Here is a 22,369-nt window from a genome sequence, read left to right as displayed (position 1 = left end):
GGGCTCCATTCTAGACAATCAACCGGCGCGTGAGCGGGTCGCGCACGCGTTTCTGTTCATATTCGCGATGCCAGAGGGGGTCTGCCTGCCGCAGCAGGGTCGCCGATCTTGGATCAGGGCGAAAGCGCAGAAGCACAAGCGCCGGCGGTCTCCAATCCGTCCATGCTGCACTCTGGCGTGCGGGCCGGACGAAGCGCCGCAGCCAGCTCATGGCCGGTGAGCCACGGGCGGCCTCATCATAACCGGGCCGGGCGATCACGGCAATGGGCATTATCCGGGCTATGCCGCGCCAGTTCCTCCACTGGCCGAATTGGGCGAGATTGTCCGCGCCCATCAGCCAGAGAAAGCGATGCCGCGGATAGCGCCGCCGGAGCGCCTTGAGCGTGTCGATGGTGTAGCGGGTGCGGAGTTCCGCCTCGATCGCGGTGGGGCGGATGGGGTTGCGCCGCGCAACTTTTTGCGCGTGGGCGAGGCGTGCGGGGAAGGGCGCCATGCCGGATTTGGGCTTCAGCGGATTGCCGGGAGACACCAGCCACCAGACCTCATCGAGCTTCAGCGCATGAATCGCGAACCGGGAAATGGCCCGATGCCCGCCATGCGCCGGATTGAAGGAGCCGCCGAGAAGGCCGATGCGTTTCATGATTCGCTCATGCCAGTTGGCGCGGTTTGGAGCAAATCCCGCGTGACCTGGATAGATGCTTAGCGAGCTAAGTTAATCCGCTTTGTCGATAGGCGCTGCTAGTTTTGATCATCCCCTGCCATTAAACGCATCATGTTCCTGCGAAGGCAGGAATCCAGTTCAGACGCTGCGATGATCCACTAAGGGCAGGACTGGGCTCCTGCCTGCGCAGGAGCACGGTTCACCCTGGAGCGCCAACATCCGTGTTCTTTACCACCCTTCACCGTTGTTCCCGCGAAGGCGGGAACCCATCTCCCGACTTTGAATCTTGCGATTATGTGGATGAATACTGCTACCAGGCAGGCCATATGGACCAACATCCCACCATAGCCCGATGCAAACAGCAGGAAAGCGGCCAAACAATATAATTAGCCTCCTAATATCCCACCGAGTCCTACACGCCTATTCCGCCGCATTCGGCAGAGCCTCCGGCAACGCCCGCACGGCTTCCGCCGACACAGGTTCCCGGACCAGCGCCTCCACCGGCTCCAGTTCTTCCAGTTCCTTGCCACCGGTTTCGATATTGAGGTCGCGCAGCTTGCGTCCCGTCACCAGCACGCGGCCTTCGAAGCTTCCCACGAAGCTGTTATAATCCGCCACCGCCCCAGTGAGCCGGTTGCCAAGCTTCTTGAGCGAGCCCGCCGCCGCCGCCAGTCGTTCATAAAGTTCCTTACCGAGCATGCCGATTCGCTTGGCCTCGTCCGCCATCTTCTCCTGACGCCAGACCGCCGCCACGGTTCGGGCGATGGCAATGAGGTTGGTCGGCGTGGCCAGCAGCACGCGTTTGCCGAAGGCATGGTCCCAAAGCTGCGGATCATGCTCCAGCGCCGCGGAGAGGAAATGTTCGCCCGGCACGAACATGATCACATAGTCGGGCGCGTCCTCGAACTGGTCGGCATAGCTTTTCCGCCCCAGCGTCTCGACATGGGCGCGCATCGCGGCGGCATGGGCGGACAGGAAACGCTTCTTCTCCTCGTCGCCCTCCGCCCCATAGGCGTCCTGATAGGCGTTCAATGACACCTTGGCGTCAATCACCAGCGCCCGCCCGCCCGGCACCCGCAGGATCGCGTCGGGGCGCAGGCGGCCATCCTCGCCCTCCACGCTGACCTCGGTATGGAAATCGACATATTCGGACAGGCCGCAGGTTTCGAGGACGTTGCGCAACTGCTGCTCGCCCCACCGCCCGCGCGCCTTGGGGGCATGGCGCAGCGAATCGACCAGCCGCTGCGCTTCGGCGCGCACCGCCTCCTGCCCGGTCTTCATCGATTCGATCTCGCCGCGCAATATACCGTACGCCTCGGTGCGCTGCTGCTCGATCTGCGTGATCTTCTGGTCGTAGCGCTGGATCGTTTCATTGACCGGATGCAGCAACTGCTTGAGCTGCGCTTCGCTCTTCTCATGTGCCTGCGCCATGCGCTGGTCGGCGCGTTCGAGGAAATGGCTCTGCGCCTGATGCAGCAGCTTGCCGCCAATCTCGCTGAACTGGGCCGAAAGCTGCTCCTTGGCGTCCTTGAGCGCGGCGATCTGCGCCTCGAAGGCTTCCGCCCGCGCCTGCGTGTCGGACCGCAGCGCCGCCAGCTCCCGCGCCACCAGTTCCCGCGCCGACCGCTCCGCATCCAGCCTTTGCGCCAGATCCGCCGCCTGCGCCGCGCGCTCCTGCGCCACCACCAGTTCCTGAAGCGCCGCATTGCGCTGGGCCGCCGCCATGTCGAGCTTGCCCGCCAGATCGGCCTTTTCCGCCACAAGAGGCGCCACGGACTTGCCCCGCAACAGCCAGCCGATCCCCAGCCCCGCGACCAGTGCGACAACAACAAGAATGACGGCCAGGCTGTCCATATATACCCCTTTATGGAACGAAAGGTGAACCTAGCGGCGTGACGTCATTGCCGCAAGCCTCCTCATGCCGCCTGCGCATGGGGCACGGCGAAGCGCTGGCGATAATCGCCGGGCGACAGGCCGACCAGCCGGTGGAACAGCTTGCGAAAGGCGGCCGCGTCCTCATAGCCGACGCTCCAGGCGATCTGATCGACCGTGCGCCGGGTGAATTCCAGAAGCTCGCGTGCCTTGGCGATCCGCAGATGCTGGGCATATTCGATCGGGGTCATGCCGGTCGCGGCTTTGAAACGGCGCTGGAAGGTGCGTTCTTCCATGCCCACTTGCCCGGCCATTTCTCCGACGCTGACCACCTTGGCCTCCCGCGCCTGCAACCAGTGCTGGACCTTCAATATCGGCTCGTCGCCATGGGTGAGGCGCGGCACGAAGCGGGCATAATGGCGCTGCTCGCGGCCCGCCGGATCGACCAGCAGGAACTTGCCCGTATCCAGCATCACCGTCGGCCCCAGCAGCCGGTCGACCAGCCGCAGGCCCAGATCGGTCCAGGCCATCAGCCCGCCCGCCGTGATGATGTCGCCATCGTCGATCACCATCCGGTCGCAATCGAGCCGCACATCGGGAAAGCGCTCGCGAAAGCGATCCGCGAACATCCAGTGCGTCGTGGCGGGTCGTCCGCTGAGCAGCCCCGTCGCCGCCAGCATGAAGGCGCCGCCGCAATTGGACGCCAGCGTCGCGCCCTGCGCATGGCGGTCCAGCAGCCAGCGCGCATAGGGCGCTGATTCCTCCGCATCCGGCGGGCCGGTCAGGCGGCCCGGAATCACCAGGATTTCAGGCGTGCCGCCCGGGAAACCAGCCTCATGCGTGTCATGACTGCGCGTGAAGCCATGCTCCCCGTCCCGTTCCCAATGGCTGACCCGCACGACCGGGCGGCCATGCTGGGCCGAGAAATGCCCGGCGATCGTCAGCAGGTCGGTCAAGCCATGGACCATCGCCATCTGGCAACCGGGATACAGCACTATCCCGACCTCGGCCTTGGGGAGCGTCATCTCAGCCATCATCTTGCCTCATGTCGGAATTGGCCCGCTTAATGTCGGGTCCGCCAATGCCGAACATGGGCCGCTTCCCCTATCTCTTCAACCACAGGGCGTCGGAAGCGCCCTTCATCGGAAGGGAAGTCATCATGAGCCATTTCATCACCACCAAGGACGGCACCCGCATCTTCCATAAGGATTTGGGGGCCGCGCGACGGCCAGCCGATCCTCTTCTCCCATGGCTGGCCGCTGAGCGCCGATGCCTGGGACGCGCAGCTCGTCTTCTTCGCCAGTCAGGGCTTTCGCGCCATCGCCCATGACCGCCGCAGCCACGGCCGTTCGGACCAGGTGTGGGACAATAACAATATGGACCAATATGCCGACGATCTGGCCGATTTGATCGAGACGCTGGACCTGCATGACGTCATATTGGTCGGCCATTCGACCGGCGGCGGCGAAGTCACCCGCTATGTCGGCCGCCACGGCACCGGACGCGTGGCGAAGCTGGCGCTGATCGGCGCCGTCCCGCCGCTGATGCTGAAGACCGAAGCCAATCCCGGCGGCCTGCCGATCGACGTGTTCGACGGCATCCGCAAGGGCACGTTCGACAATCGCAGCCAGTTCTTCAGGGATCTCACCATCCCCTTCTACGGCTATAACCGGGAAGGTGCGGCGGTCTCCGAAGGTCTGCGCGAGGAATTCTGGCGGCAGGGCATGGCGGGCGGTCTGAAGGGGCAGCTCGACAGCATCCGAGCCTTTTCGGAAAGCGACTTTACCGCCGATCTGAAGAAGGTCGATGTGCCGACGCTCGTTCTGCACGGCGACGACGACCAGATCGTGCCGATCGGTGCGTCGGCCCTCTCCACCGTCAAGATCGTGTCCCACGCCGTGTTGAAGGTGTATGAAGGGGCGGATCATGGACTGACGCAGACGCATCAGGATCGGTTCAACGCCGACCTGCTGGATTTCATCAACGGCTGAACCGCGAAGGGGGACTTCGCGCCCCCGACGCTGTGCTTACTGCAAGGAAATAACCATGACTCAGGAAAGATTCCTCATCACCGGCGCCTCGGACGGGATCGGCGCGATCTATGCCGACCGGATAGCCCGGCGCGGCGCCAATCTGATCCTCGTCGCCCGGCGCGTGGACAAGCTTGCCGATCTCGCCAACCAACTGCACGCCCAAACCGGCGTCCATGTCGAGGTGCTGGCGGCCGATCTGGCGGACCCGGAAGACCTCGCCCGAATCGAAGCCCGGTTGCGCGATGACGACAGCATCACCGGCCTCGTCAACAATGCCGGGATCGCGGGCGAGAGCAGCTTCTTCGACACCGATCCCGCCTATCTGACCGGCATGATCGACCTCAACGTGCTGGCGGTGACGCGGCTCTCCTCCGCCATCGCGCCGCGCCTTGCGAAAAAGGGCGCGGGGGCGATCATCAACATCACCTCGGTCACGGCGCTGATGCCGGAGAGTTTCAGCGCCGTCTATCCCGCGACCAAGGCGTTCGTGCTGGCTTTCACCGAAGCGCTCCAAGCGCAATTGGGGTCCAAGGGCGTGCGCGTGCAGGCGGTGCTGCCCGGAGTCACGCGGACCGCGATCTGGAGCGATGAGCAACTCGCCAACTTTCCGCCGTCCATGGTGATGGAAGCGGGCGAGATGGTGGATGCCGCGCTCGCCGGTTTCGACATGGGCGAGCCGATCACCATTCCCGCCCTGCCCGACAATGCGCAGCTTGACGCTTATCTGGCCGCCCGGGCGGCGCTGCGGCCCAATCTGTCGCTCGCCCATGCGGCGCCCCGCTATGGGGTGATGCAAGCGGTGGAGTAATATGGCGCACCTCTCCTCCCCGTCATATCCGCCAAAGCGGGAATGACGGGGAGGAAAGTGACGGTTTCATCAAGGAAGCGTGTCATGATCCTCGATCTCATCCCCCTGCCGCAGTTCATCGCGCTGCATGTCGGTATCAGTCTGATCGGCATCGCAAGCGGCCTCATCGCTCTCCCGGCCATGGCGCGGGGCTGGTGGGTGCCGCGCACGCAAGCGGTGTTTCTGGTGACGACGCTGCTCACCAGCCTCACCGGCTTCCTCTTCCCCTTTCACGGCTTCACGCCCGCGATCGGGGTGGGGGTGATCTCGATCGTCGCTCTGGCGGTGGCCTTCGTCGCCCTCTTCGCGCTGGACCGCGCAAGCTGGGCACGGGCAGCCTATGCCATCGGCGCGACCATGGCGTTGTGGCTCAACCTGTTCGTGCTGGTGGTGCAGGCGTTCCAGAAGGTGGCGGTGCTGAGCGCCCTGAAGCCCGTCGTCATGCTCGCCGCGCAGGGCGCGCTGCTGATCGCCATGCTGGTCCTCGGCGCCGCGCTGCTGCGGCGCGGTCAGGCCAGGGACGAACGGAACGCCGCCAATCGCGCCACCGCCTGATCCAGAACATCGTCCGCCTTGGAAAAGCAGAGGCGGACGAGGTGCGTCACCGGCTCGGCGGGATAGAAGGCGGAAATCGGGATCGCCGCGACCCCCGCCTCATCGATGATCCGCTCGCAGAAGGTGACGTCATCCATGGCGATGCCCGAAGCGGGCAGGTCGACGGTCACGAACCAGGTGGCGGCGCTGGAATTCACGGCATAGCCCGCCCCGCGCAGCCCCTCCGCCAGACGGTCGCGGGACGCCTGATAACCCTCGCGCATGGCGGCGAACCAGCCCTCCGGCTTCGCCAGCCCCTCGGCCACCGCCCATTGCAGGTTAGGCGGGGTGGTGAAGGTGACGAACTGATGCGCCCGCGCCAGCAGCGTGGCGATGGGCGGCGCGGCGCACATCCAGCCGACCTTCCAGCCCGTGAGCGAGAAGATCTTGCCCGCCGACCCGATCTTCACTGTCCGGTCCCGCATGCCGGGAAAGCCGATCAGCGGCTTGTGCGCGGCGCCATCGAAGGTGACATGCTCCCACACCTCGTCGCAGATCGCGATCAGATCATGCTCCACGCAAAATTCCGCCAGCAGCGCCAGTTCCTCGTCGCGCAGGGCGATGCCGGTCGGGTTCACCGGATTGTTCATCAACAGGAAGCGGGTGTTTTCGGTGACGGCGGCCTCCAGCGCTGCGCGCCCGATGCGCCAGTCGGGCGGGGTGAGCCGCAGGACCCGCGCCACGCCGCCCGCCCGCTCGATCAGCGGCAGATAGGCGTCGTAAAGCGGGGCCAGCACCAGCACTTCATCGCCCGGCCGGACCAGCGCGAGCAGGCTGGCGGCGATCGCCTCCGTCGCGCCGGAGGTGACGATGACCTCCTGCGGCGCAAGGTCGATGCCCTGATGCCGCGCATAATGCGCCGCCACCGCCTCCCGCAGTTCGGCAAGCCCCGCCATGGGTGGATATTGGTTGGACTGGGTCAGCAGCGCATCGGCGGCGGCGCGCAGCACCTCCTCCGGCCCCTGCGAATCGGGAAAGCCCTGCCCCAGATTGATCGCGCCGGTTTCCCGGGCGCGGGCCGACATTTTCTCGAAAATGGTGGTGGGCATGTCCCGATAGACGGGATGGCCAAGAGGATCGCGGGCGCTCATGCCCGCCGACATGCCGGGTTTTGGGGCAAGGGGTCAAGTTGCACGCGATCGGCCCTCTGCTTGCGCCTCCGGATGCATTAGCATGGCGTCTTTCCCACCATCATTGAGCGAGCAGAGATGATCGACCGCCTGTTCCTGCAACATCCCAGAGATGTGAACGAAAGCTACGGCCAGCATTTCCATGTGGCGACGCGCTTCGGTTTCCTGATGGTGCGGGCCGGGCTCGCCTGCATGATCCATGGGCTGGTGCCGGCCATCTTCACCCGCACCGGCAGCGCCACGGTCAAGCGGCTGTACGACGAAATGCGGCAACGCCAGCCGGACCTTCCCGAACCCGCTTATCTCAGCCCGCAATGGCGGCCGGAATATGAGATCTAAGGAAATCGCCGGAGACTCGCCCGCTTCCGCTTTGCGGACACGATCCAGCGGCTAGGGATCGCCAGCGGTCGCGTCCCATTTCAGCATGGCGACTTCTGCGATCGCCTGCAATTCCGCAGGGCTGGCGCCGTCGCGGGCAAGGATCGACATGCCGCTCAAAACCGCCTGGATGAAACGCCCGAGCGAGTGAAGATCGACCAAATCTGAAAGCTCCTTCTCCGCAACCGCCTGGCGGAGCCGGCTCTCGATACGATCCAACGCTGCCGCACGGCCCGATCGCACGAGTTTCGCGAGTTCAGGATGATCTTCGCTGCCGACCGACGAAAGCGTCACCATGCAGCCGCTGGGCATATCGGCGGCCGGGCTGGTCAATGCCGCGGCCGAGTCCGACAGCAGAGCCATGACCGCCTCGCGAGCAGTGCAGGCCGAAAAAAAATTGGTCCAGACCCGCGAGTCATATTCGGCGCCATAATGATGCAGCGCTTCCACATAGAGCGCGTCTTTGGAGCCGAACGCGGCATAGAGGCTGGTCGCGCCTATGCCCATCACCGCGGTAAGGTCGGTGATGGATGTCCCCTCATAGCCTTTCAGCCAGAAGAGTCGGGTCGCCTGCGCCAAGGCGGCTTGTCGGTCGAATGCACGGGGGCGCCCGCGAGCGGCTGACTTGGCCTTTTCGCCAGCATTTCCAGCCGAGAGCGATTTCTGCATCGATCGATCTGTAATTGGATTGACAGCATTGGGCAATCCAAATAGCAATTATGCAGTGATCGTTACAAAAAGGAAGACATCTATGACGGCCCTTTCAGGCAAGCGCGCGCTGGTGACGGGCGGATCACGCGGTATCGGGGCTGGCATCGCGCTAACGCTGGCGGATCATGGAGCGGACGTCGCCATTTCCTATGAACGCTCCGCCGACCGCGCTGCGGAAGTTATCCAGGCCATCGAAGGCAAGGGGCGGCGCGGCATCGCCATTCAAGCCGACAGTGCCGATCCGGTTGCGGTGGACCGCCTGGTTGGCGAGGCGGTCGCCAAGCTTGGGGGGCTCGACATTCTGGTCAACAACGCCGGCATCGCCCGCATCAATATGACCGCCGACATGAGCCTTGCGGACATCGACGCGCTTTTGAGCGTCAATGTCCGCGCTGTGGTGCTCACCTCGCAAGCCGCCATGCGGCATCTGGGAGAAGGGGGGCGCATCGTCACCATTGGTTCGTCCGTCGCTGAACGCACCCAGGCTGCGGGAGTGGCCGTATATGCCATGACAAAGTCCGCGCTCGTGGGCTTCACGCGGGGGCTCGCTCGGGAATTGGGGCCGCGCGACATCACGGCCAATCTGATCCAGCCCGGATTTACCGATACGGAAATGAACCCTGCCGATGCTGTCCATGGCGACATGCTGCGTGCGCTGACGCCCCTGGGCCGTTATGGCATGCCCGAAGACATAGCCGCCGCTGTGGCTTTCGTCGCCAGTCCGGCGGCCCGGCAGATAACGGGCGCCACCATTGCCGTGGATGGCGGCCTGAACACCTGAAAAGCGGGCCGCTAGGAGGATGTGAAGGCAATGGGGGTGAAATAGGAAAGCGAACGGCCTTTAAGCGACGGCGAAACCACGCCATGGCCGCCGCTTGGCTTCCCTCACTCCCACTCGATCGTGCCCGGCGGCTTCGAGGTGTAGTCGTACACCACCCGGTTGATGCCCTTCACCTCATTGATGATCCGCGTCGCCACGCGGCTCAGGAAGGCGGCGTCGAACGGATAGATGTCCGCCGTCATGCCGTCGGTCGACGTCACTGCCCGCAGTGCGCAGACGCTGTCATAGGTGCGATGGTCGCCCATCACGCCCACGGTCCGCACCGGCAGCAGCACTGCGAAGGCCTGCCAGATCGCATCGTACAGCCCGGCGTTGCGGATTTCCTCCAGATAGACCGCATCCGCCTTGCGCAATATGTCGCAGCGCTCCTTGCTGACCTCGCCCGGAATGCGGATTGCCAGCCCCGGTCCGGGGAAAGGATGCCGCCCCACGAAAATCTCCGGCAGCCCCAATTCGCGGCCCAGCACGCGCACCTCGTCCTTGAACAGCTCGCGCAGCGGCTCGACCAGTTTCATGTTCATGCGCTCGGGCAGGCCGCCGACATTATGGTGCGACTTGATCGTCACCGAAGGCCCGCCGGTAAAGCTGACGCTCTCGATCACGTCGGGATAGAGCGTGCCTTGCGCCAGGAAGTCCGCCCCGCCGATCTTCTTCGCTTCTTCCTCGAACACGGCGATGAACTCGCCGCCGATGAACTTGCGCTTCTTCTCGGGGTCGGTGAGGCCCGCCAGCCCGCCCAGGAAGCGTTCCTCGGCGTTCACATGGACCAGCTTGATGCCATAATGCTCGCGGAACAGGCTCACCACCTGCTCCGCCTCGCCCAGCCGCATCAGCCCATGGTCGACGAACACGCAGGTTAACTGGTCGCCAATCGCCTCATGGATCAGCACGGCGGCGACGGCGCTGTCGACGCCGCCCGACAGCCCGCAAATCACCCGGCCTTCGCCCACCTGCGCCCGGATGTCCGCGATCTTGGTGGCGCGGAACTCCGCCATGGTCCAGTCGCCGGCCAGCCCGCAGACATGGCGCACGAAATTGGCGAGCAGCTTCGCGCCGTCCGGCGTATGCACGACCTCGGGGTGGAATTGCGTCGCGTAGAAGCGCTTTTCCTCATTCGCCGTGATCGCGAAGGGCGCGCCCTCGCTCACCGCCACCACTTCGAAGCCGGGCGCAAGCCGCGTCACCTTGTCGCCGTGGCTCATCCAGACCTGATGGCGCTCACCCTCCGTCCAAAGCCCGTCGAACAGCGCGCAGCCCTTCTTCACCTCGATGAAGGCGCGGCCGAATTCACCGCTCTCGCCGCCTTCGACATGGCCGCCAAGCTGCTGCATCATCGTCTGCTGGCCGTAGCAGATGCCCAGGATCGGAATGCCCGCATCGAAGAAATGCTGCGGGGCGCGGGGGCTGTCCTCCCACATCACCGAGGAGGGGCCGCCAGACAGGATGATGCCCTTGGGCTTCAGCCGCTCAAAGGCTTCGGCGGCGCTGTTGAACGGAGCGATCTCGGAATAGACGCCCGCCTCGCGCACCCGGCGGGCGATGAGCTGCGTCACCTGGCTGCCGAAATCCACGATAAGGATGGAATCCTGAAGGGGCAGCGTCATCGAATCGCCTTTATATGTCCAGAGGAAGGGATTCGCGCCCGGTTAGTGCGCTTGCGCCCCCTTGTCCAGCAAAGCCGCGTCATCGCGCCGCCCCGCCGCCCATCCCAGCACGGCCCCGCCCGCCAACACCCCCGCCGCGATCAGGAAGGCGCTGCCGATGAAGGGCAGCAGCGGCTTCGCGCCCACGGACAGGGAATAGACCGTGCCGAAGAACAGCGGCGACACGATGCCCGCGATCGACCCGACGCTGTTGTTCGCGCCCTGCAATTGGCCCTGCTCGGACTCCGACACGCGCTGCGTCATCAGCGACTGGATGGTCGGCATGGCAAGGCCCCAGAGCGCATTGGGAAACATTGCCGCGACGAACAGCCAGCCGGTCGGCGCCAGCCCCATCGCCAATATCCCGACCGCGCCGAAGCCAAGCCCGATCACCATGGTCGTGCGGTCGCCCAGCCGCTTCACCACCGGCCCGACCAATATCCCCTGCACGCCCATGTCCATCAGGCCCACCAGCGCGAGCAGCGTCCCCACCTGCCACGCCCCCCAGCCATAGCGATCCCCGGCATAGAGCACGAACACGGCGGAGAAGAGGTGATGCGCGAAATAAAGCAGGAAATTGACCACCGCCAGGCTCGACAGCTCCGGATGCGACCGCAGCAGCCGCAAGGCGCCGAACGGATTGGCCCGCCTCCACGAAAAATCCATCCGCTTGTCGGCGGCCAGCGATTCCGGCAACACGAACAGCCCGTAGAAAAAGGCCAGCCCCGAAAGGCCCGCCGCCGCCCAGAAGGGCGCCCGCAGCGAAATCTCCCCCAGCACCCCGCCCAGCAGCGGCCCGGCGACGAAGCCCCCGCTGAACGCCGCCCCGATCAGCCCATAGCCCCGCGCCCGGCCTTCCGGCGGGGTGATGTCGGCCATATAGGCGAAGGTCGATGTGAAGCTGGAGGATGTCACCCCCGCCAGCATCCGCCCCACCGCCAGCCACCAGAGATTGGGCGCCAGCGCCATCAGCAGGAAATCGAGCGCGAGCCCGGCCACCGAGACCAGGATCACCGGCCGCCGCCCGAACCGGTCGGAAAGCGACCCGATGACCGGCGAACAGAGGAACTGCATCCCGGCCCAGAGCGCTACGAACAGCCCGTTCCACATCCCCGCCGCCGCATTGGACCCGGAGAGATTCTCGATCAGTTGCGGCAGGACGGGAATGATGATCCCCATCGACATGACGTCGAGCAGCGCCGTCACCAGGATGAAAGCGATCGCGGCAGCGCGGCGATGGGGCAGGCGGGCGGACATGCTCTCCGCCTAGAGATTCCGCTCCGTGCTGCCAAGCCTTCGGGGCCGGTCAGCGCCCGGCGCGGTCCCGCCGGAAATAGACGTCCGCGACCCGGCCGTTCTGCACCGAGCAGGTGAAGTGCCGCGACGTGCCGTCCTGCGCCCGCCAGCCGGAGCGGACCTCGACATCGCCCTCCACATCATAGCCGCTGCGGGTTTCGCGCGGCTCCTGCACCTGGCGCACCTCGGCATAGCCGCCGTCGCGTTCGGCTTCCTCGCGGGCGGCGAGGGCGCAATGGGTGATCGCCTCCTCATTCTCCCGGTCGGCCGGAGCGGCGTTGGCCAGATCATCCTGCCGGCCATAGCGCTCGCTGCCGGGCGCTGGGGCTGCGCGCTCCTGATCGGCACCGACCACATCCGAAAAATCATCGTCGGCGCGGGGCGGATTGGCCCGGTCCTCGGGCGCGGGGGCTTCGTCGGCGGGTGGCTGCGCTTCGTCCGACAGGTCGCCCTGGTCCTGCGGATAGCTCTGCGAGGGCTGCATCTGCGCCGACGCCGCGCCGCTCGCCAGCAGCGCCACCGCCATCAGCGATCCCGTCATCCACCTTGCCTTGTTCATGACCCGCATCCCTCATCCAGTTCGGCCCGATGGCTAGGCCCGTCCGGCTGTCGGAGGGCTGAACGACGCCTTCAACTCGGCGCATGGCGGGTTTGGCCAGTCGCAGCCACGAAGCGGTGCGTGCTCCTGCGCAGGCAGGAGCCCAGTCCCTTAGTCGCGGTGATGAACTGAGGGTGGGACTAGGCTCCTGCCTGCGCAGGAGCACGTTTTATCCAGACCAAATATCAATGTCCGCCATCGGTCCCGCCCACCCACTCGCCCCAACCCTATTTCGCCCCATCCTTGATCCGCAGCCCCGTGAAGTGCGCCGCGAAGGCATAGTTGTCCGCATATTCGTCGATCAGCTTGTCAACCGGCTTGCCCGACCCATGGCCCGCCTTGCTATCGATACGGATCAGGCGCGGTTTGCCCCCCAGCTCCGCCGCCTGCAATGCCGCCGCATATTTGAAGCTGTGCGCCGGAACCACCCGGTCGTCGGTATCGCCCGTCGTCACCAGGATCGCCGGATAATCCTTCCCGCTCAATATATTATGATAGGGCGAATAGGCATAGAGCAGCCGGAAATCCTCTTCCCGCTCAGGCGACCCATAATCGTCGATCCAGTAACGCCCGGCGGTGAAGCGGTCGAAGCGCAGCATGTCCATCACCCCCACGGCGGGCAGGGCGGCGGCGAACAGGTCGGGCCGCTGGTTCACCACCGCTCCGACCAGTAGCCCGCCATTGGACCGCCCCTCGATCGCCAGCCCGTCCTTCGTCGTATAGCCATTGGCCTTCAGATATTCGCCCGCCGCGATGAAATCGTCGAACACATTCTGCTTGTTGGCCAGGCGCCCGGCATCGTGCCACGCCTTGCCGAACTCCCCGCCGCCGCGCAGATTGGCGATGGCATAGACGCCGCCCTGCTCCAGCCAGGCCATGCGCGTCGCGGAATAGCCGGGTGTCAGCGCGATGTTGAAGCCGCCATAGCCGTAGAGGATGGTCGGGGCGGGCGTTTTCGACAGGGCCAGCGCCTTCTTGCGGATCACCGTCATCGGGATCATCGTGCCGTCCTTCGACGGATAGCTGATCTGCTCTATGCCATAATCGTCGGGGTCGAAGGGCAGGTCCGGCCGCGCGAACAGCTCGTAACGCAGCGTCGCCGTGTCGAAGCGATAGATGCTGGACGGCGTGGTGAAGCCGGAAAAGCTGAAGAAGGTTTCCGGATCGCCGTCCCGCCCGCCGAAACCGGCTGCCGTGCCCATGCCCGGCAGCGGCACGTCGCTGACCTTGCGCCCGTTGAGGTCGACCAGCTCTGCCACCGTCTCCGCGTCGGACAGATAGGCCAGGATCAGCCGGTCCCCGACCAGCGATCCGCCCGCCAGCGTATCCATGCGCTCCGCCACGACCTGGCTACCGCTGCGACGGGGATAGCGGGCGTCGATGCTGACGACGCGCAGATGCGCGGCATATTGGTCGGTGATGAAATAGAGCGTCGGCCCCCGGCTGCCGATCAGCCGCCAATCGTTGGTCAGCCCCTTGACCAGCAGCCGGACCTTCACCTTGCCCCCGGTCAGTTCCGCGACATGCAGTTCCCGGCGCGGGTCCGTGCCCTGAAAGCTGCTGATCACCAGCCAGCGGCCGTCCTGCGTCACTTGCGCGGTATGGCTCAGCCTGGGCTGGTCGGGGGTGGCGTAGATCAGTTGATCCTGCGCCTGCGGCGTGCCGAGCCGGTGATAATGAAGCTGCTGCCCGACAGTGGCGGATTGCAGGCCCGCGCCATCCTGCGGCGCGGCGAAGCGGGAATAGAAAAAGCCCTGACCCTGCCCATCCCAGGCAAGCTGGGAAAATTTGACCCACTGCACCGCGTCTTCCAGCGGCTTCGCCGTCGCGACGTCCAGCACCTTGAGTGTGCGCCAGTCGCTCCCGGCCTCCTGCACGGCATAGAGCAGGAAGCGACCGTCGGGGGAGGGCGCCCATTCCGCCAGCGCGTCCGACCCGTCCTCGGCCCAGTCGTTGGGGTCGATCAGCAGCCGCTGCCGCCCGGCCAGCCCTTCGCGCACATAAAGCGGCGTCTGGTTCTGGAGGCCCTTGTTATAGCCGTAGAAATAACGCCCACCCGCCTTGCGCGGGATGGTGTAGCGGCCATGGGCGAGCAGCGCCTGCATACGCCGCTTGAGGATGTCGCGCCCCGGCAGGCCGTCGATGAAGCGGCGGGTTAGGCGGTTTTCCTGCGCCACCCAGTCGCGGACGGTGGGATCTCCGCGCAGGTCGTTTTCCAGCCAGCGATAGGGATCGGTGACCTTGATTCCGAAATGATCCTCGACCAGATCGAGCCGCCGGGCGGCGGGATAGAGCAAGTCCCGCGCAGGGCTGGCCGCGCCCGTGTCATAGCCGCGTAAATCCTTGTCATTCCCGCGAAGCCGGGAATCCATCTCCAGAGCGATTTTCGGGGAATTGCTGATCGGAGATGGGGCCCCGCCTCGGCTTGTGCCGTCCTCCGTGGCGGGGGACTGGCGTTCCGATGTCGATCCGTCATGCTCAACCGGTGCCGCGCGGAGGGGGAGGGTGGTCAGCAACAGCGCCGCCAAAGCAAAATAGCCAAAGGCGCGCATCCAATCCCCCCGCAATCCCATTCGCATTTTCCGGTTTCTCATGGCGTGGAAAGGCCAGAAAACAAAGGGCATTCTTGCGCATCCACGCGTATGAGCCGGCGGACAGGGCCAGCGCAGCGGAATCGAAGTTCTGACACCAATGTCATCTCGGACTGGACCCGGAACCCCGCGTTTCTTTCCTGAGCGTGGGGAAGGAAGCCAGACCGGACCAGTCCCAAGAGGACGAAATCAATGCGGCGAACTTGGGATGCAAGTGAACCAGTTCCATCTCATCTCCCCTTCAGGGGAGGGGCCGGGGGTGGGGGCTCACCGGATCGCGCAACGTCCCAGACATCCTCCACCCCAAACGAGACCGGCAACGTCCCCAAGCGTCACGAAATCCCCCAACAGCGTGCAGCCCCATCCGACACGGTCTGGAACAGAAAAGGGCCGCGCCTCCTTCCGGAAGCCGCGGCCCTCTTCATCTGCTTGCTTGCGCAAGCCGTCAGCGGATCAGGCCGCTTCCAGCTCGTCGGCTTCGGCGTTCTGGGCCGGGCCCGAATCCTGACCCTTGGCATCGACGTCGCGGTCGACCAGCTCGATGATCGCGATCGGCGCCGCGTCCGAAGCGCGGATGCCGGCCTTGATCACGCGGGTGTAGCCGCCGTTGCGATCCTTGTAGCGCTCGGCCAGGACGTCGAACAGCTTGGTGAGCTGCGTGTCGTCCTGCAGACGGGCATGGGCCAGACGACGGTTCGACAGGCCACCCTTCTTGGCGAGGGTGATCAGCTTTTCGACGTAGGGACGCAGTTCCTTCGCCTTGGGCGTGGTGGTGAGGATCTGCTCATGCTTGATGAGCGAAGCCGCGAGGTTGCGGAGCAGCGAGTTACGATGCCCGGCGCTGCGCTGCAGCTTACGATGACCAACCTTGTGACGCATATGTCTTTCCTTCCGTTCGTTAAGGGGCCGTTTCAGGTACCCCAGACCAGGCGGCAATTAAGGGCGCCCCCATTTCCCTGCCTGAAAAAACAGGCGAAGTTCACACCGTCCCTGGAGTGAATCCAAGGACGGTGTGGAAAGGGATCAGCCCAGCAGCTCCTGTTCGAGCTTCTTGGCCATTTCCTCGATATTCTCCGGCGGCCAGCCGGGGATGTCCATGCCCAGGCGCAGACCCATGGACGACAGCACTTCCTTGATTTCGTTCAGCGACTTGCGGCCGAAATTCGGGGTGCGCAGCATCTCGGCCTCGGTCTTCTGGACCAGATCACCGATATAGATGATGTTGTCGTTCTTGAGGCAGTTGGCGCTGCGGACCGACAGTTCCAGTTCGTCCACCTTCTTGAGCAGATAGCGGTTGATCTGGTTCGCGTCGCTTTCGCCTTCGCTGGCCGAACCGCCGGCGGCGGCGCCGGCAGCCGGAGCGGCGACGGGCAGCGCGTCCTCGAAGTGGACGAAGAGCTGGAGCTGGTCCTGCAGGATGCGGGCGGCATAGGCCACCGCGTCTTCTGGCGTGACGGTGCCGTCGGTCTCGACGGTCAGCGACAGCTTGTCATAGTCCAGTTCCTGGCCGACGCGGGTATTGTCGACCTTGTAGGCGACCTGACGGACCGGCGAGTAGAGCGCGTCGATCGGGATCAGGCCGATCGGGGCGTCGGCGGGACGGTTGGCGACGGCGGGGACATAGCCCTTGCCGACGTCGGCGGTCAGTTCCATGTTCAGCGTCGCGCCCTGGTCCAGATGACAGATCACCAGATCGGGGTTCATCACTTCGATGTCGCCCACGGTGGTGATGTCGCCCGCACGCACCTCGGCGGGGCCGGTGGCGGAAAGCTGGAGACGGCGGGGACCGTCGCCTTCCATGCGCAGCGCGACCTGCTTGATGTTGAGGACGATGTCCGTCACATCTTCGCGCACGCCGGCGAGCGAGGAGAATTCGTGGAGGACGTTCTCGATCTTGATCGAGGTGACCGCCGCGCCCTGGAGCGAGGACAGAAGAACCCGGCGCAGCGCATTGCCAAGCGTCAGACCGAAGCCGCGCTCCAGAGGTTCAGCGACGAACGTCGCCTTGCGCTTGCCGTCGCCCGCCACCTTGATCTCAAGGCTGTTGGGCTTCTTCAATTCCTGCCAGTTCTTCATGTTGACAGTCATGTATTTCCCCTGGGGATGGGGTCGAAACGTTCAAAAATCCTGACCCGACAGGACGTTCCGACCGATGCAGATGGGTAAGCGGGCGACGCGTCCGCCGCCCGCCAAAGCCTTGGCGTCGATGATCAGACGCGGCGGCGCTTGGAAGGACGCACGCCATTGTGCGGGATCGGCGTCACGTCGCGGATCGAGGTGATGTGGAAGCCGACGGCCTGCAGAGCGCGCAGAGCCGATTCACGGCCCGAACCCGGACCCTTCACTTCGACTTCCAGGGTGCGCACGCCATGTTCGGCTGCCTTGCGGCCAGCGTCTTCGGCGCAGACCTGCGCGGCGTACGGGGTCGACTTGCGGCTGCCCTTGAAGCCCATCATGCCGGCCGAGGACCACGAGATGGCGTTGCCTTGGGCGTCGGTGATGGTCACCATGGTGTTGTTGAAGCTGGCGTTGACGTGCGCGACGCCGGCCGAGATGTTCTTGCGTTCGCGGCGCTTGATGCGCTGGGGTTCGCGTGCCATTTTTTAGCTCTTCCTACAGAAATCTGAATAACCGAGGCTGTGCCCAGGGAGGGCTGCCTCCGGCGGAGTAATTCGTCCCCCGGACGAATTACTTCTTCTTGCCAGCGATCGGCTTAGCCTTGCCTTTGCGGGTGCGCGCATTGGTGTGCGTGCGCTGGCCGCGAACCGGCAGGCCCTTGCGGTGACGCAGGCCGCGATAGCAGGCCAGATCCATCAGGCGCTTGATGTTCATCGCGGTTTCGCGGCGCAGGTCGCCCTCGACCGTGAGGTCGGCGTCGATCGCTTCGCGGATCTGCAGGACTTCGGCGTCCGACAAGTCCTGAACGCGGCGGCTGTGGTCGATGCCCAGCTTGTCAGCGATGTCGGCGGCGGTCTTGCGGCCGATGCCGTGGATGTAGGTGAGCGCGATGATCACGCGCTTGTTGGTCGGGATGTTGACACCCGCAATACGTGCCATGGTATTCTGTACTCCTGCTCCACGGGGCGGTTGGCGCCGCCCCATCTCAAAGCGTCAGGGCTGAAAATCCCCTGATAAGGACTTGCAGCCGATTCGATAGACCCCAAGACGCAAAAAAGACGGCCAGTGCCACTGCACTGCCGCTCGTCAGCGTATCGGGAAGGGGTGCCCTTACCGATTCGGTCCCCCACTGTCAACGGCGGGTCGGCGCAAAAGCGGTGAAATCCCGCGCTTCTTCAGGCCCGCTCCTGCGACCGGACCGGGCCGATCATTCCGCCCTTTTCGGGTTGATGCCATCCCATTCCCTGGGGCATGGAGGCGGGATGCGTTTCACCCTGCCCATCGCCGTCCCGTCCGCCTTCCTGCTGCTGGCCGCCTGCGTCGGCGCGCCCGAGCGGTCCGCGCCTGCTCCGGCCCCCGCGCCCCGGCCCGCCCCGGCGCCACAGCCCGCGCCGCCCGCGCCGGTCGAATGGCAGGATCGCGACACTACGCCCGGCGATTGGCGCTATCAGGTCGACGGCGCCGGATCGGCCGCACTGTTCGGCCCCGACGCGCAAAGCAGCCTGCTCGTCATCCGCTGCGACCGGGCGGCCCGGCGCATCAGCTTCCTGCGGCCGGGCCTGGCCGGAACGGCGATGACGCTGCGCACCAGCTATGGCGCGGTCAGTTGGCCCGCCAGCGCCGCCGCCGGAACCTCCCCCGCGACGCAGGCGATCCGCGCCGCCAGCGACACGGCGCTCGATCAGATCGCCTATAGCCGGGGCCGTTTCGCGGTGGAAGTGCAGGGCCTGCCCGCGCTGATCCTCCCCGCCTGGGCGGAGGTCGGCCGCGTCGTTGAGGACTGTCGCGCCTAACTGTCTGATTTCAGGGAATTTCCGGAATTTTCGAAGCAAATCGCCTGCGAAACGCGGACGTAGAAGTATGATTCGAAAAAAGAATTTTACAAGCCTTGAACATGCAGCCCGTCTGATTCACATATCATTTCATAGACGGCGAAGGACCAGTACCGGGAACGGCTATAGGGGCTTCAACTAGCGAAAGGAGGTGATCCGATGTCTCATGGTTCAGCAATGGGGTCGGTCAAGTCCATTCGGGGAACGCGCCGCTGAGCGACGCCTTTTAGCGTCGGTTTTCCAGAATAGGGCGACTGTCGACCGCGGTTCCGCGGGCGGAGCGTCATATCTGGAAAATAGCGCGATTACCGTTTCCCTTGGGCGGCGCTTCCGGCCGCTGACCATGTCAATGATGGGCCGTTGGAGACTTATCCCCTCCAGCGGCCCCTCTCATTTTTGATGGCGGTTTTTTGGGTGAGAAGCGGACGTTGATGTTCGCCTTGTGCAAAACGTGCTCCTGCGCAGGCAGGAGCCCAGTCCCGCTCTTCGTGCATCATCGCACCGCCTGAACTGGGCTCCTGCCTGCGCAGGAGCACGGCGCGCTTAATGGCAACTATTGGCCAAATCGAACGACAAATGCCAGTCCGGCCACTTCATCCCCATCTCCACCCCAACCTATCCCCGCATCGTCCCCGTATCGATGAACCGCTGGTGCCAGGCCAACGCCTCCCCCGGCAACATGGGCGACTGCAACCCATAAGACCCCGCCATCGCCCGCCGGAAATAGTCCTTCAGCATCGGCCGGAAGTCCGGGTGCGCGCATTTCTCCATGATGACCTCCGCCCGCTGCCGGGGCGCTAGCCCGCGCAGGTCGGCCAGCCCCTGCTCGGTCACGATCACCTGCACATCCTGATTGATATGATCGACATGGCTGCAATGCGGCACGATGGCGGAGATCGCCCCACCCTTGGCGGTCGACGGCGTCATGAAGATCGACAGGAAGGCGTTGCGCGCAAAATCCCCCGACCCGCCAATGCCGTTCTGGATGCGCGATCCCATCAGATGCGTCGAATTGACGTTGCCATAGATGTCCGCCTCGATCAGCCCGTTCATCGCGATGCAGCCCAGCCGCCGCACCAGCTCGGGATGGTTGCTGATCTCCTGCGGCCGCAGGATCATCCGGTCCCGATACCGCCCCATATCCGCATTCATCCGCGCCGCCGCCTCCGGACTCAGTGAAAAGGCCGTCGCGCTCGCCATCCGCAGCTTGCCCGCGTCGAGCAGGTCCAGCATCCCGTCCTGGATCACCTCGGTAAAGGCGACCATATCCTCGAACGGCGCGTCGATCAGGCCGCTCAGCACCGCATTGGCGATATTCCCCACCCCCGACTGCAAGGGCAGCAGCGAAGCGGGCAGCCGCCCCTTCTTCACCTCATGGCTCAGAAATTCCAGCAAATGCCCGGCAATCGCCCGCGCCTTGTCGTCCGGCGCCTTGAAAGGCGCATTGCGGTCCGGCGCATCCGTCTCGACCACCGCGATCACCTTGTCCGGATCGCAGCGGAAGGTCGGCTGGCCGATGCGCTGGTCCGCGCGCACCAGCGGGATCGGCTGGCGATGCGGCGGCAGCGCCGTGCCGTAATAAATGTCGTGCATCCCCTCCAGCGCCGGATTCTGCCAGCGATTGACCTCCAGGATCACGCCCTTGGCCCGGTCGATCCAGGTCTTGTTGTTGCCCACGGAGGCGGAGGGGATCAACTCGCCCCCGGCCGTGATCCCCGTCACTTCGACCACCGCGACATCCAGATCGCCCAGAAAACCCTGCCACGCCATCGGCGCGACCTGGCTCAGATGCATGTCGAAATATTGCATCTGGCCCTTGTTGATCCGCTCGCGGGCAATGGGGTCGCTATTATAGGGCAGGCGGAACTCCACGCCGTCGGCCTGCGCCAGCGCGCCGTCCAGCTCCGGCCCGGTCGACGCGCCGGTCCACACCTTGACCCGGAAGGGATCGCCCGCCGCATGCGCGTCGGTGATCCGCTTGGCCAGCGCCAGCGGCACCGCCTTGGGATAGCCGGAGCCGGTGAAACCGCTCATCCCCACGGCCATGCCGTTGCGGATCAGCGCCGCGGCTTCCTCGGCCGTCCGGCATTTGGCGGCCAGCCCGGCATGGGCGATGCGATCGGTCATGGGCATCCTCTTCCTGCATTCCTTGCGCGCTGGCATCTGGCTTTTCGGCCGATCAGACAATAAGGATTAGCCGCACAATATCTGTGCGAGTCTCGTGCAAATGTCCGATCTGTTGATCGCCCTGCGGACATTCGTCCGGCTATGCGAAAAACCCAATTTCTCCCGCGTGGCCGAAGAAATGCACGCCAGTCATACGACGATAGCCCGTCGGCTGGATCAGGTGGAATCGCATTTCGGCGCGCTCCTGTTCCATCGCACCACGCGCCGGCTGATCGCCACGCCGGAGGCTGACCGCCTGCTGGTCCACGCCCGCGCCATGCTGGACGCGCTGGAGGTGGCGGAACAGGATGTCGGTCCGGTCCGCAACGAACCGGGCGGGCTGGTGCGCATCGGCTTCACCACCGCGCTCGGCCTTCATTATGTCGAGCGGCTGGGCGCGTTGACTGCCCGCTATCCCGCGCTCCAGCTCGATTGCGCGATGACCGACTGGCAACGCGATGTGGTGGAGGACCGCCTCGACCTCGCTTTGCGGGTAGGCCCGGTGGGCGACGAAAGCCTGGTCGTCCATCCGCTGGGCCTGCTGCCCCGGCTGCTGGTCGCGCACCCCGCCTATCTGGCCAGCCATGGCGCGCCGTCTTCCGCCGAAGACCTCCCCGCCCATATCTGCATCGCCTACGCCTATGGCGACGTGCCCGCTCGCTGGACCATCGACGGGCGGGAGAGGGTGGTGAGCGGCATCTTCCGCAGCGACAGCAGCGAAGCGGTCCACCGCGCCGCGCTCAGCGGCCTCGGCATCGCCCTGCTCCCCGCCGTCCGGGTGCGGGCCGACATCGAAGCGGGATGGCTGGTCCCGGTCCTGCCGGAAAGCCACATCGCCCCGCTCGACATCTGGGCCGTCCACCCCTCCCACAAACGCCTGCCGCCCAGGGCGCGGGTGGTGCTGGACTTCCTCAAGGAGAATTTCCCCGGCGAAAAATTGTAGCATTCACCCTGCCCACAGCACTTCTGCGAAGGCACTCGAATGAGGCGGGTGGCTCATGAGCGCCCAGTCCCGCCGTCTGGACTGGGTTTCTGCCTTCGCAGGAACACAAGAAGAG

At 65.0% G+C, this 22,369-nt stretch carries 20 protein-coding genes and 1 pseudogene; 7 read left to right on the top strand and 14 right to left on the bottom strand.

Features of this window, described 5'->3' with window-relative positions; translation table 11 throughout:
• Positions 1–10: 10 nt before the first annotated feature.
• The 3 genes from HUK72_RS10740 to HUK72_RS10730 all read right to left on the bottom strand — a co-directional run bounded on the left by HUK72_RS10740 (position 11) and on the right by HUK72_RS10730 (position 3,570).
• The gene (locus HUK72_RS10740; RefSeq protein ID WP_336950591.1) at positions 11–697 is read right to left on the bottom strand and encodes a nicotinate-nucleotide adenylyltransferase; all 687 of its coding nucleotides are present in this window, start codon (positions 695–697) and stop codon (positions 11–13) included.
• 384 nt (positions 698–1,081) lie between these two features.
• Positions 1,082–2,515, bottom strand: a complete 1,434-nt coding sequence (gene rmuC, locus HUK72_RS10735) for a DNA recombination protein RmuC (protein WP_176596762.1) — start codon at positions 2,513–2,515, stop codon at positions 1,082–1,084.
• A 62-nt stretch (positions 2,516–2,577) separates the two neighbouring features.
• The gene (locus tag HUK72_RS10730; protein ID WP_255325668.1) at positions 2,578–3,570 is read right to left on the bottom strand and encodes a GlxA family transcriptional regulator; all 993 of its coding nucleotides are present in this window, start codon (positions 3,568–3,570) and stop codon (positions 2,578–2,580) included.
• Between the two features lie 122 nt (positions 3,571–3,692).
• Between HUK72_RS10730 and HUK72_RS10725 the strand changes: the two are divergent.
• The 3 genes and pseudogenes from HUK72_RS10725 to HUK72_RS10715 all read left to right on the top strand — a co-directional run bounded on the left by HUK72_RS10725 (position 3,693) and on the right by HUK72_RS10715 (position 5,968).
• Positions 3,693–4,524, top strand: a pseudogene (locus HUK72_RS10725) (alpha/beta fold hydrolase).
• Between the two features lie 55 nt (positions 4,525–4,579).
• On the top strand, positions 4,580–5,374 hold the full coding sequence (locus HUK72_RS10720; RefSeq protein ID WP_176596761.1) for an SDR family oxidoreductase: 795 nt from the start codon (positions 4,580–4,582) through the stop codon (positions 5,372–5,374).
• Positions 5,375–5,458: 84 nt separating this feature from the next.
• Complete coding sequence (locus HUK72_RS10715; protein WP_176596760.1) at positions 5,459–5,968, top strand: hypothetical protein; 510 nt, start codon at positions 5,459–5,461, stop codon at positions 5,966–5,968.
• Here HUK72_RS10715 and HUK72_RS10710 read toward each other — a convergent pair.
• Positions 5,923–7,110: an aminotransferase gene (locus HUK72_RS10710; protein ID WP_176596759.1), complete on the bottom strand. Its 1,188-nt coding sequence runs from the start codon at positions 7,108–7,110 to the stop codon at positions 5,923–5,925. The genes HUK72_RS10715 and HUK72_RS10710 overlap by 46 nt on opposite strands.
• 105 nt (positions 7,111–7,215) lie before the next feature.
• Between HUK72_RS10710 and HUK72_RS10705 the strand changes: the two genes are divergently transcribed.
• Entirely contained in the window at positions 7,216–7,476 is a 261-nt protein-coding gene (locus tag HUK72_RS10705) for a DUF6356 family protein (protein ID WP_176596758.1), read from the top strand.
• A gap of 51 nt (positions 7,477–7,527) precedes the next feature.
• Here HUK72_RS10705 and HUK72_RS10700 read toward each other — a convergent pair whose 3' ends face one another.
• Entirely contained in the window at positions 7,528–8,094 is a 567-nt protein-coding gene (locus HUK72_RS10700) for a TetR/AcrR family transcriptional regulator (protein ID WP_255325667.1), read from the bottom strand.
• Positions 8,095–8,266: 172 nt separating this feature from the next.
• Here HUK72_RS10700 and HUK72_RS10695 point away from each other — a divergent pair, with 172 nt between their 5' ends.
• Positions 8,267–9,007 carry a 3-oxoacyl-ACP reductase family protein gene (locus HUK72_RS10695; RefSeq protein ID WP_176596756.1) on the top strand — a complete coding sequence of 247 codons (741 nt, stop codon included), beginning with the start codon at positions 8,267–8,269 and terminating at the stop codon, positions 9,005–9,007.
• A 104-nt stretch (positions 9,008–9,111) separates the two neighbouring features.
• Here the strand turns inward: HUK72_RS10695 and guaA are convergent, their stop codons facing one another.
• From guaA to rpsM, 8 genes are all read right to left on the bottom strand, one after another.
• The gene (gene guaA, locus HUK72_RS10690) at positions 9,112–10,671 is read right to left on the bottom strand and encodes a glutamine-hydrolyzing GMP synthase (protein ID WP_176596755.1); all 1,560 of its coding nucleotides are present in this window, start codon (positions 10,669–10,671) and stop codon (positions 9,112–9,114) included.
• Between the two features lie 42 nt (positions 10,672–10,713).
• Positions 10,714–11,967: a TCR/Tet family MFS transporter gene (locus HUK72_RS10685; RefSeq protein WP_176596754.1), complete on the bottom strand. Its 1,254-nt coding sequence runs from the start codon at positions 11,965–11,967 to the stop codon at positions 10,714–10,716.
• A 49-nt stretch (positions 11,968–12,016) separates the two neighbouring features.
• A complete protein-coding gene (locus HUK72_RS10680) occupies positions 12,017–12,565 on the bottom strand; it encodes a hypothetical protein (protein ID WP_176596753.1) in 549 nt (182 codons plus the stop codon).
• Between the two features lie 266 nt (positions 12,566–12,831).
• On the bottom strand, positions 12,832–15,183 hold the full coding sequence (locus tag HUK72_RS10675) for a prolyl oligopeptidase family protein (RefSeq protein ID WP_369805988.1): 2,352 nt from the start codon (positions 15,181–15,183) through the stop codon (positions 12,832–12,834).
• A 465-nt stretch (positions 15,184–15,648) separates the two neighbouring features.
• The gene (gene rplQ, locus HUK72_RS10670; RefSeq protein WP_176596752.1) at positions 15,649–16,074 is read right to left on the bottom strand and encodes a 50S ribosomal protein L17; all 426 of its coding nucleotides are present in this window, start codon (positions 16,072–16,074) and stop codon (positions 15,649–15,651) included.
• 144 nt (positions 16,075–16,218) lie between these two features.
• Positions 16,219–17,283, bottom strand: coding sequence for a DNA-directed RNA polymerase subunit alpha (locus tag HUK72_RS10665; RefSeq protein WP_176596751.1), 1,065 nt, complete (start codon positions 17,281–17,283; stop codon positions 16,219–16,221).
• A 122-nt stretch (positions 17,284–17,405) separates the two neighbouring features.
• Positions 17,406–17,795 (bottom strand): 30S ribosomal protein S11, encoded by a 390-nt coding sequence (gene rpsK / locus HUK72_RS10660; RefSeq protein WP_004208752.1) that lies wholly within the window; start codon positions 17,793–17,795, stop codon positions 17,406–17,408.
• Positions 17,796–17,883: 88 nt separating this feature from the next.
• The gene (rpsM, locus tag HUK72_RS10655) at positions 17,884–18,252 is read right to left on the bottom strand and encodes a 30S ribosomal protein S13 (protein WP_066553341.1); all 369 of its coding nucleotides are present in this window, start codon (positions 18,250–18,252) and stop codon (positions 17,884–17,886) included.
• Positions 18,253–18,575: 323 nt separating this feature from the next.
• On the opposite strand from rpsM, the gene HUK72_RS10650 reads away from it, so the two are divergent.
• Positions 18,576–19,106, top strand: coding sequence for a hypothetical protein (locus HUK72_RS10650; protein WP_176596750.1), 531 nt, complete (start codon positions 18,576–18,578; stop codon positions 19,104–19,106).
• Between the two features lie 654 nt (positions 19,107–19,760).
• On the opposite strand, the gene HUK72_RS10645 is transcribed toward HUK72_RS10650, so the two are convergent.
• Entirely contained in the window at positions 19,761–21,272 is a 1,512-nt protein-coding gene (locus HUK72_RS10645; protein WP_176596749.1) for an acetyl-CoA hydrolase/transferase family protein, read from the bottom strand.
• A 100-nt stretch (positions 21,273–21,372) separates the two neighbouring features.
• On the opposite strand from HUK72_RS10645, the gene HUK72_RS10640 reads away from it, so the two are divergent.
• Positions 21,373–22,254: a LysR family transcriptional regulator gene (locus tag HUK72_RS10640; RefSeq protein ID WP_176596748.1), complete on the top strand. Its 882-nt coding sequence runs from the start codon at positions 21,373–21,375 to the stop codon at positions 22,252–22,254.
• The last annotated feature ends 115 nt before the right edge of the window (positions 22,255–22,369 follow it).

This window comes from Sphingobium sp. 15-1 (genome assembly GCF_013375535.1).
Taxonomy (GTDB): Bacteria; Pseudomonadota; Alphaproteobacteria; order Sphingomonadales; family Sphingomonadaceae; genus Sphingobium; species Sphingobium aromaticivastans.
Note: the sequence above shows the minus strand (reverse complement) of the source record. Positions and strands in the feature narration are given on the sequence as shown.

Coding starts and splice junctions, on each gene's coding strand:
- HUK72_RS10640 (WP_176596748.1), top strand. CDS start 21,373: ATGTCCGATCTGTTGATCGCCCTGCGGACATTCGTCCGGCTATGCGAA.
- rplQ (WP_176596752.1), bottom strand. CDS start 16,074: ATGCGTCACAAGGTTGGTCATCGTAAGCTGCAGCGCAGCGCCGGGCAT.
- rpsM (WP_066553341.1), bottom strand. CDS start 18,252: ATGGCACGTATTGCGGGTGTCAACATCCCGACCAACAAGCGCGTGATC.
- HUK72_RS10695 (WP_176596756.1), top strand. CDS start 8,267: ATGACGGCCCTTTCAGGCAAGCGCGCGCTGGTGACGGGCGGATCACGC.
- rpsK (WP_004208752.1), bottom strand. CDS start 17,795: ATGGCACGCGAACCCCAGCGCATCAAGCGCCGCGAACGCAAGAACATC.
- HUK72_RS10715 (WP_176596760.1), top strand. CDS start 5,459: ATGATCCTCGATCTCATCCCCCTGCCGCAGTTCATCGCGCTGCATGTC.
- rmuC (WP_176596762.1), bottom strand. CDS start 2,515: ATGGACAGCCTGGCCGTCATTCTTGTTGTTGTCGCACTGGTCGCGGGG.
- HUK72_RS10675 (WP_369805988.1), bottom strand. CDS start 15,183: ATGCGAATGGGATTGCGGGGGGATTGGATGCGCGCCTTTGGCTATTTT.
- HUK72_RS10650 (WP_176596750.1), top strand. CDS start 18,576: ATGCGTTTCACCCTGCCCATCGCCGTCCCGTCCGCCTTCCTGCTGCTG.
- HUK72_RS10665 (WP_176596751.1), bottom strand. CDS start 17,283: ATGACTGTCAACATGAAGAACTGGCAGGAATTGAAGAAGCCCAACAGC.
- HUK72_RS10710 (WP_176596759.1), bottom strand. CDS start 7,110: ATGTCGGCGGGCATGAGCGCCCGCGATCCTCTTGGCCATCCCGTCTAT.
- HUK72_RS10730 (WP_255325668.1), bottom strand. CDS start 3,570: ATGATGGCTGAGATGACGCTCCCCAAGGCCGAGGTCGGGATAGTGCTG.
- HUK72_RS10680 (WP_176596753.1), bottom strand. CDS start 12,565: ATGAACAAGGCAAGGTGGATGACGGGATCGCTGATGGCGGTGGCGCTG.
- HUK72_RS10705 (WP_176596758.1), top strand. CDS start 7,216: ATGATCGACCGCCTGTTCCTGCAACATCCCAGAGATGTGAACGAAAGC.
- guaA (WP_176596755.1), bottom strand. CDS start 10,671: ATGACGCTGCCCCTTCAGGATTCCATCCTTATCGTGGATTTCGGCAGC.
- HUK72_RS10720 (WP_176596761.1), top strand. CDS start 4,580: ATGACTCAGGAAAGATTCCTCATCACCGGCGCCTCGGACGGGATCGGC.
- HUK72_RS10645 (WP_176596749.1), bottom strand. CDS start 21,272: ATGACCGATCGCATCGCCCATGCCGGGCTGGCCGCCAAATGCCGGACG.
- HUK72_RS10685 (WP_176596754.1), bottom strand. CDS start 11,967: ATGTCCGCCCGCCTGCCCCATCGCCGCGCTGCCGCGATCGCTTTCATC.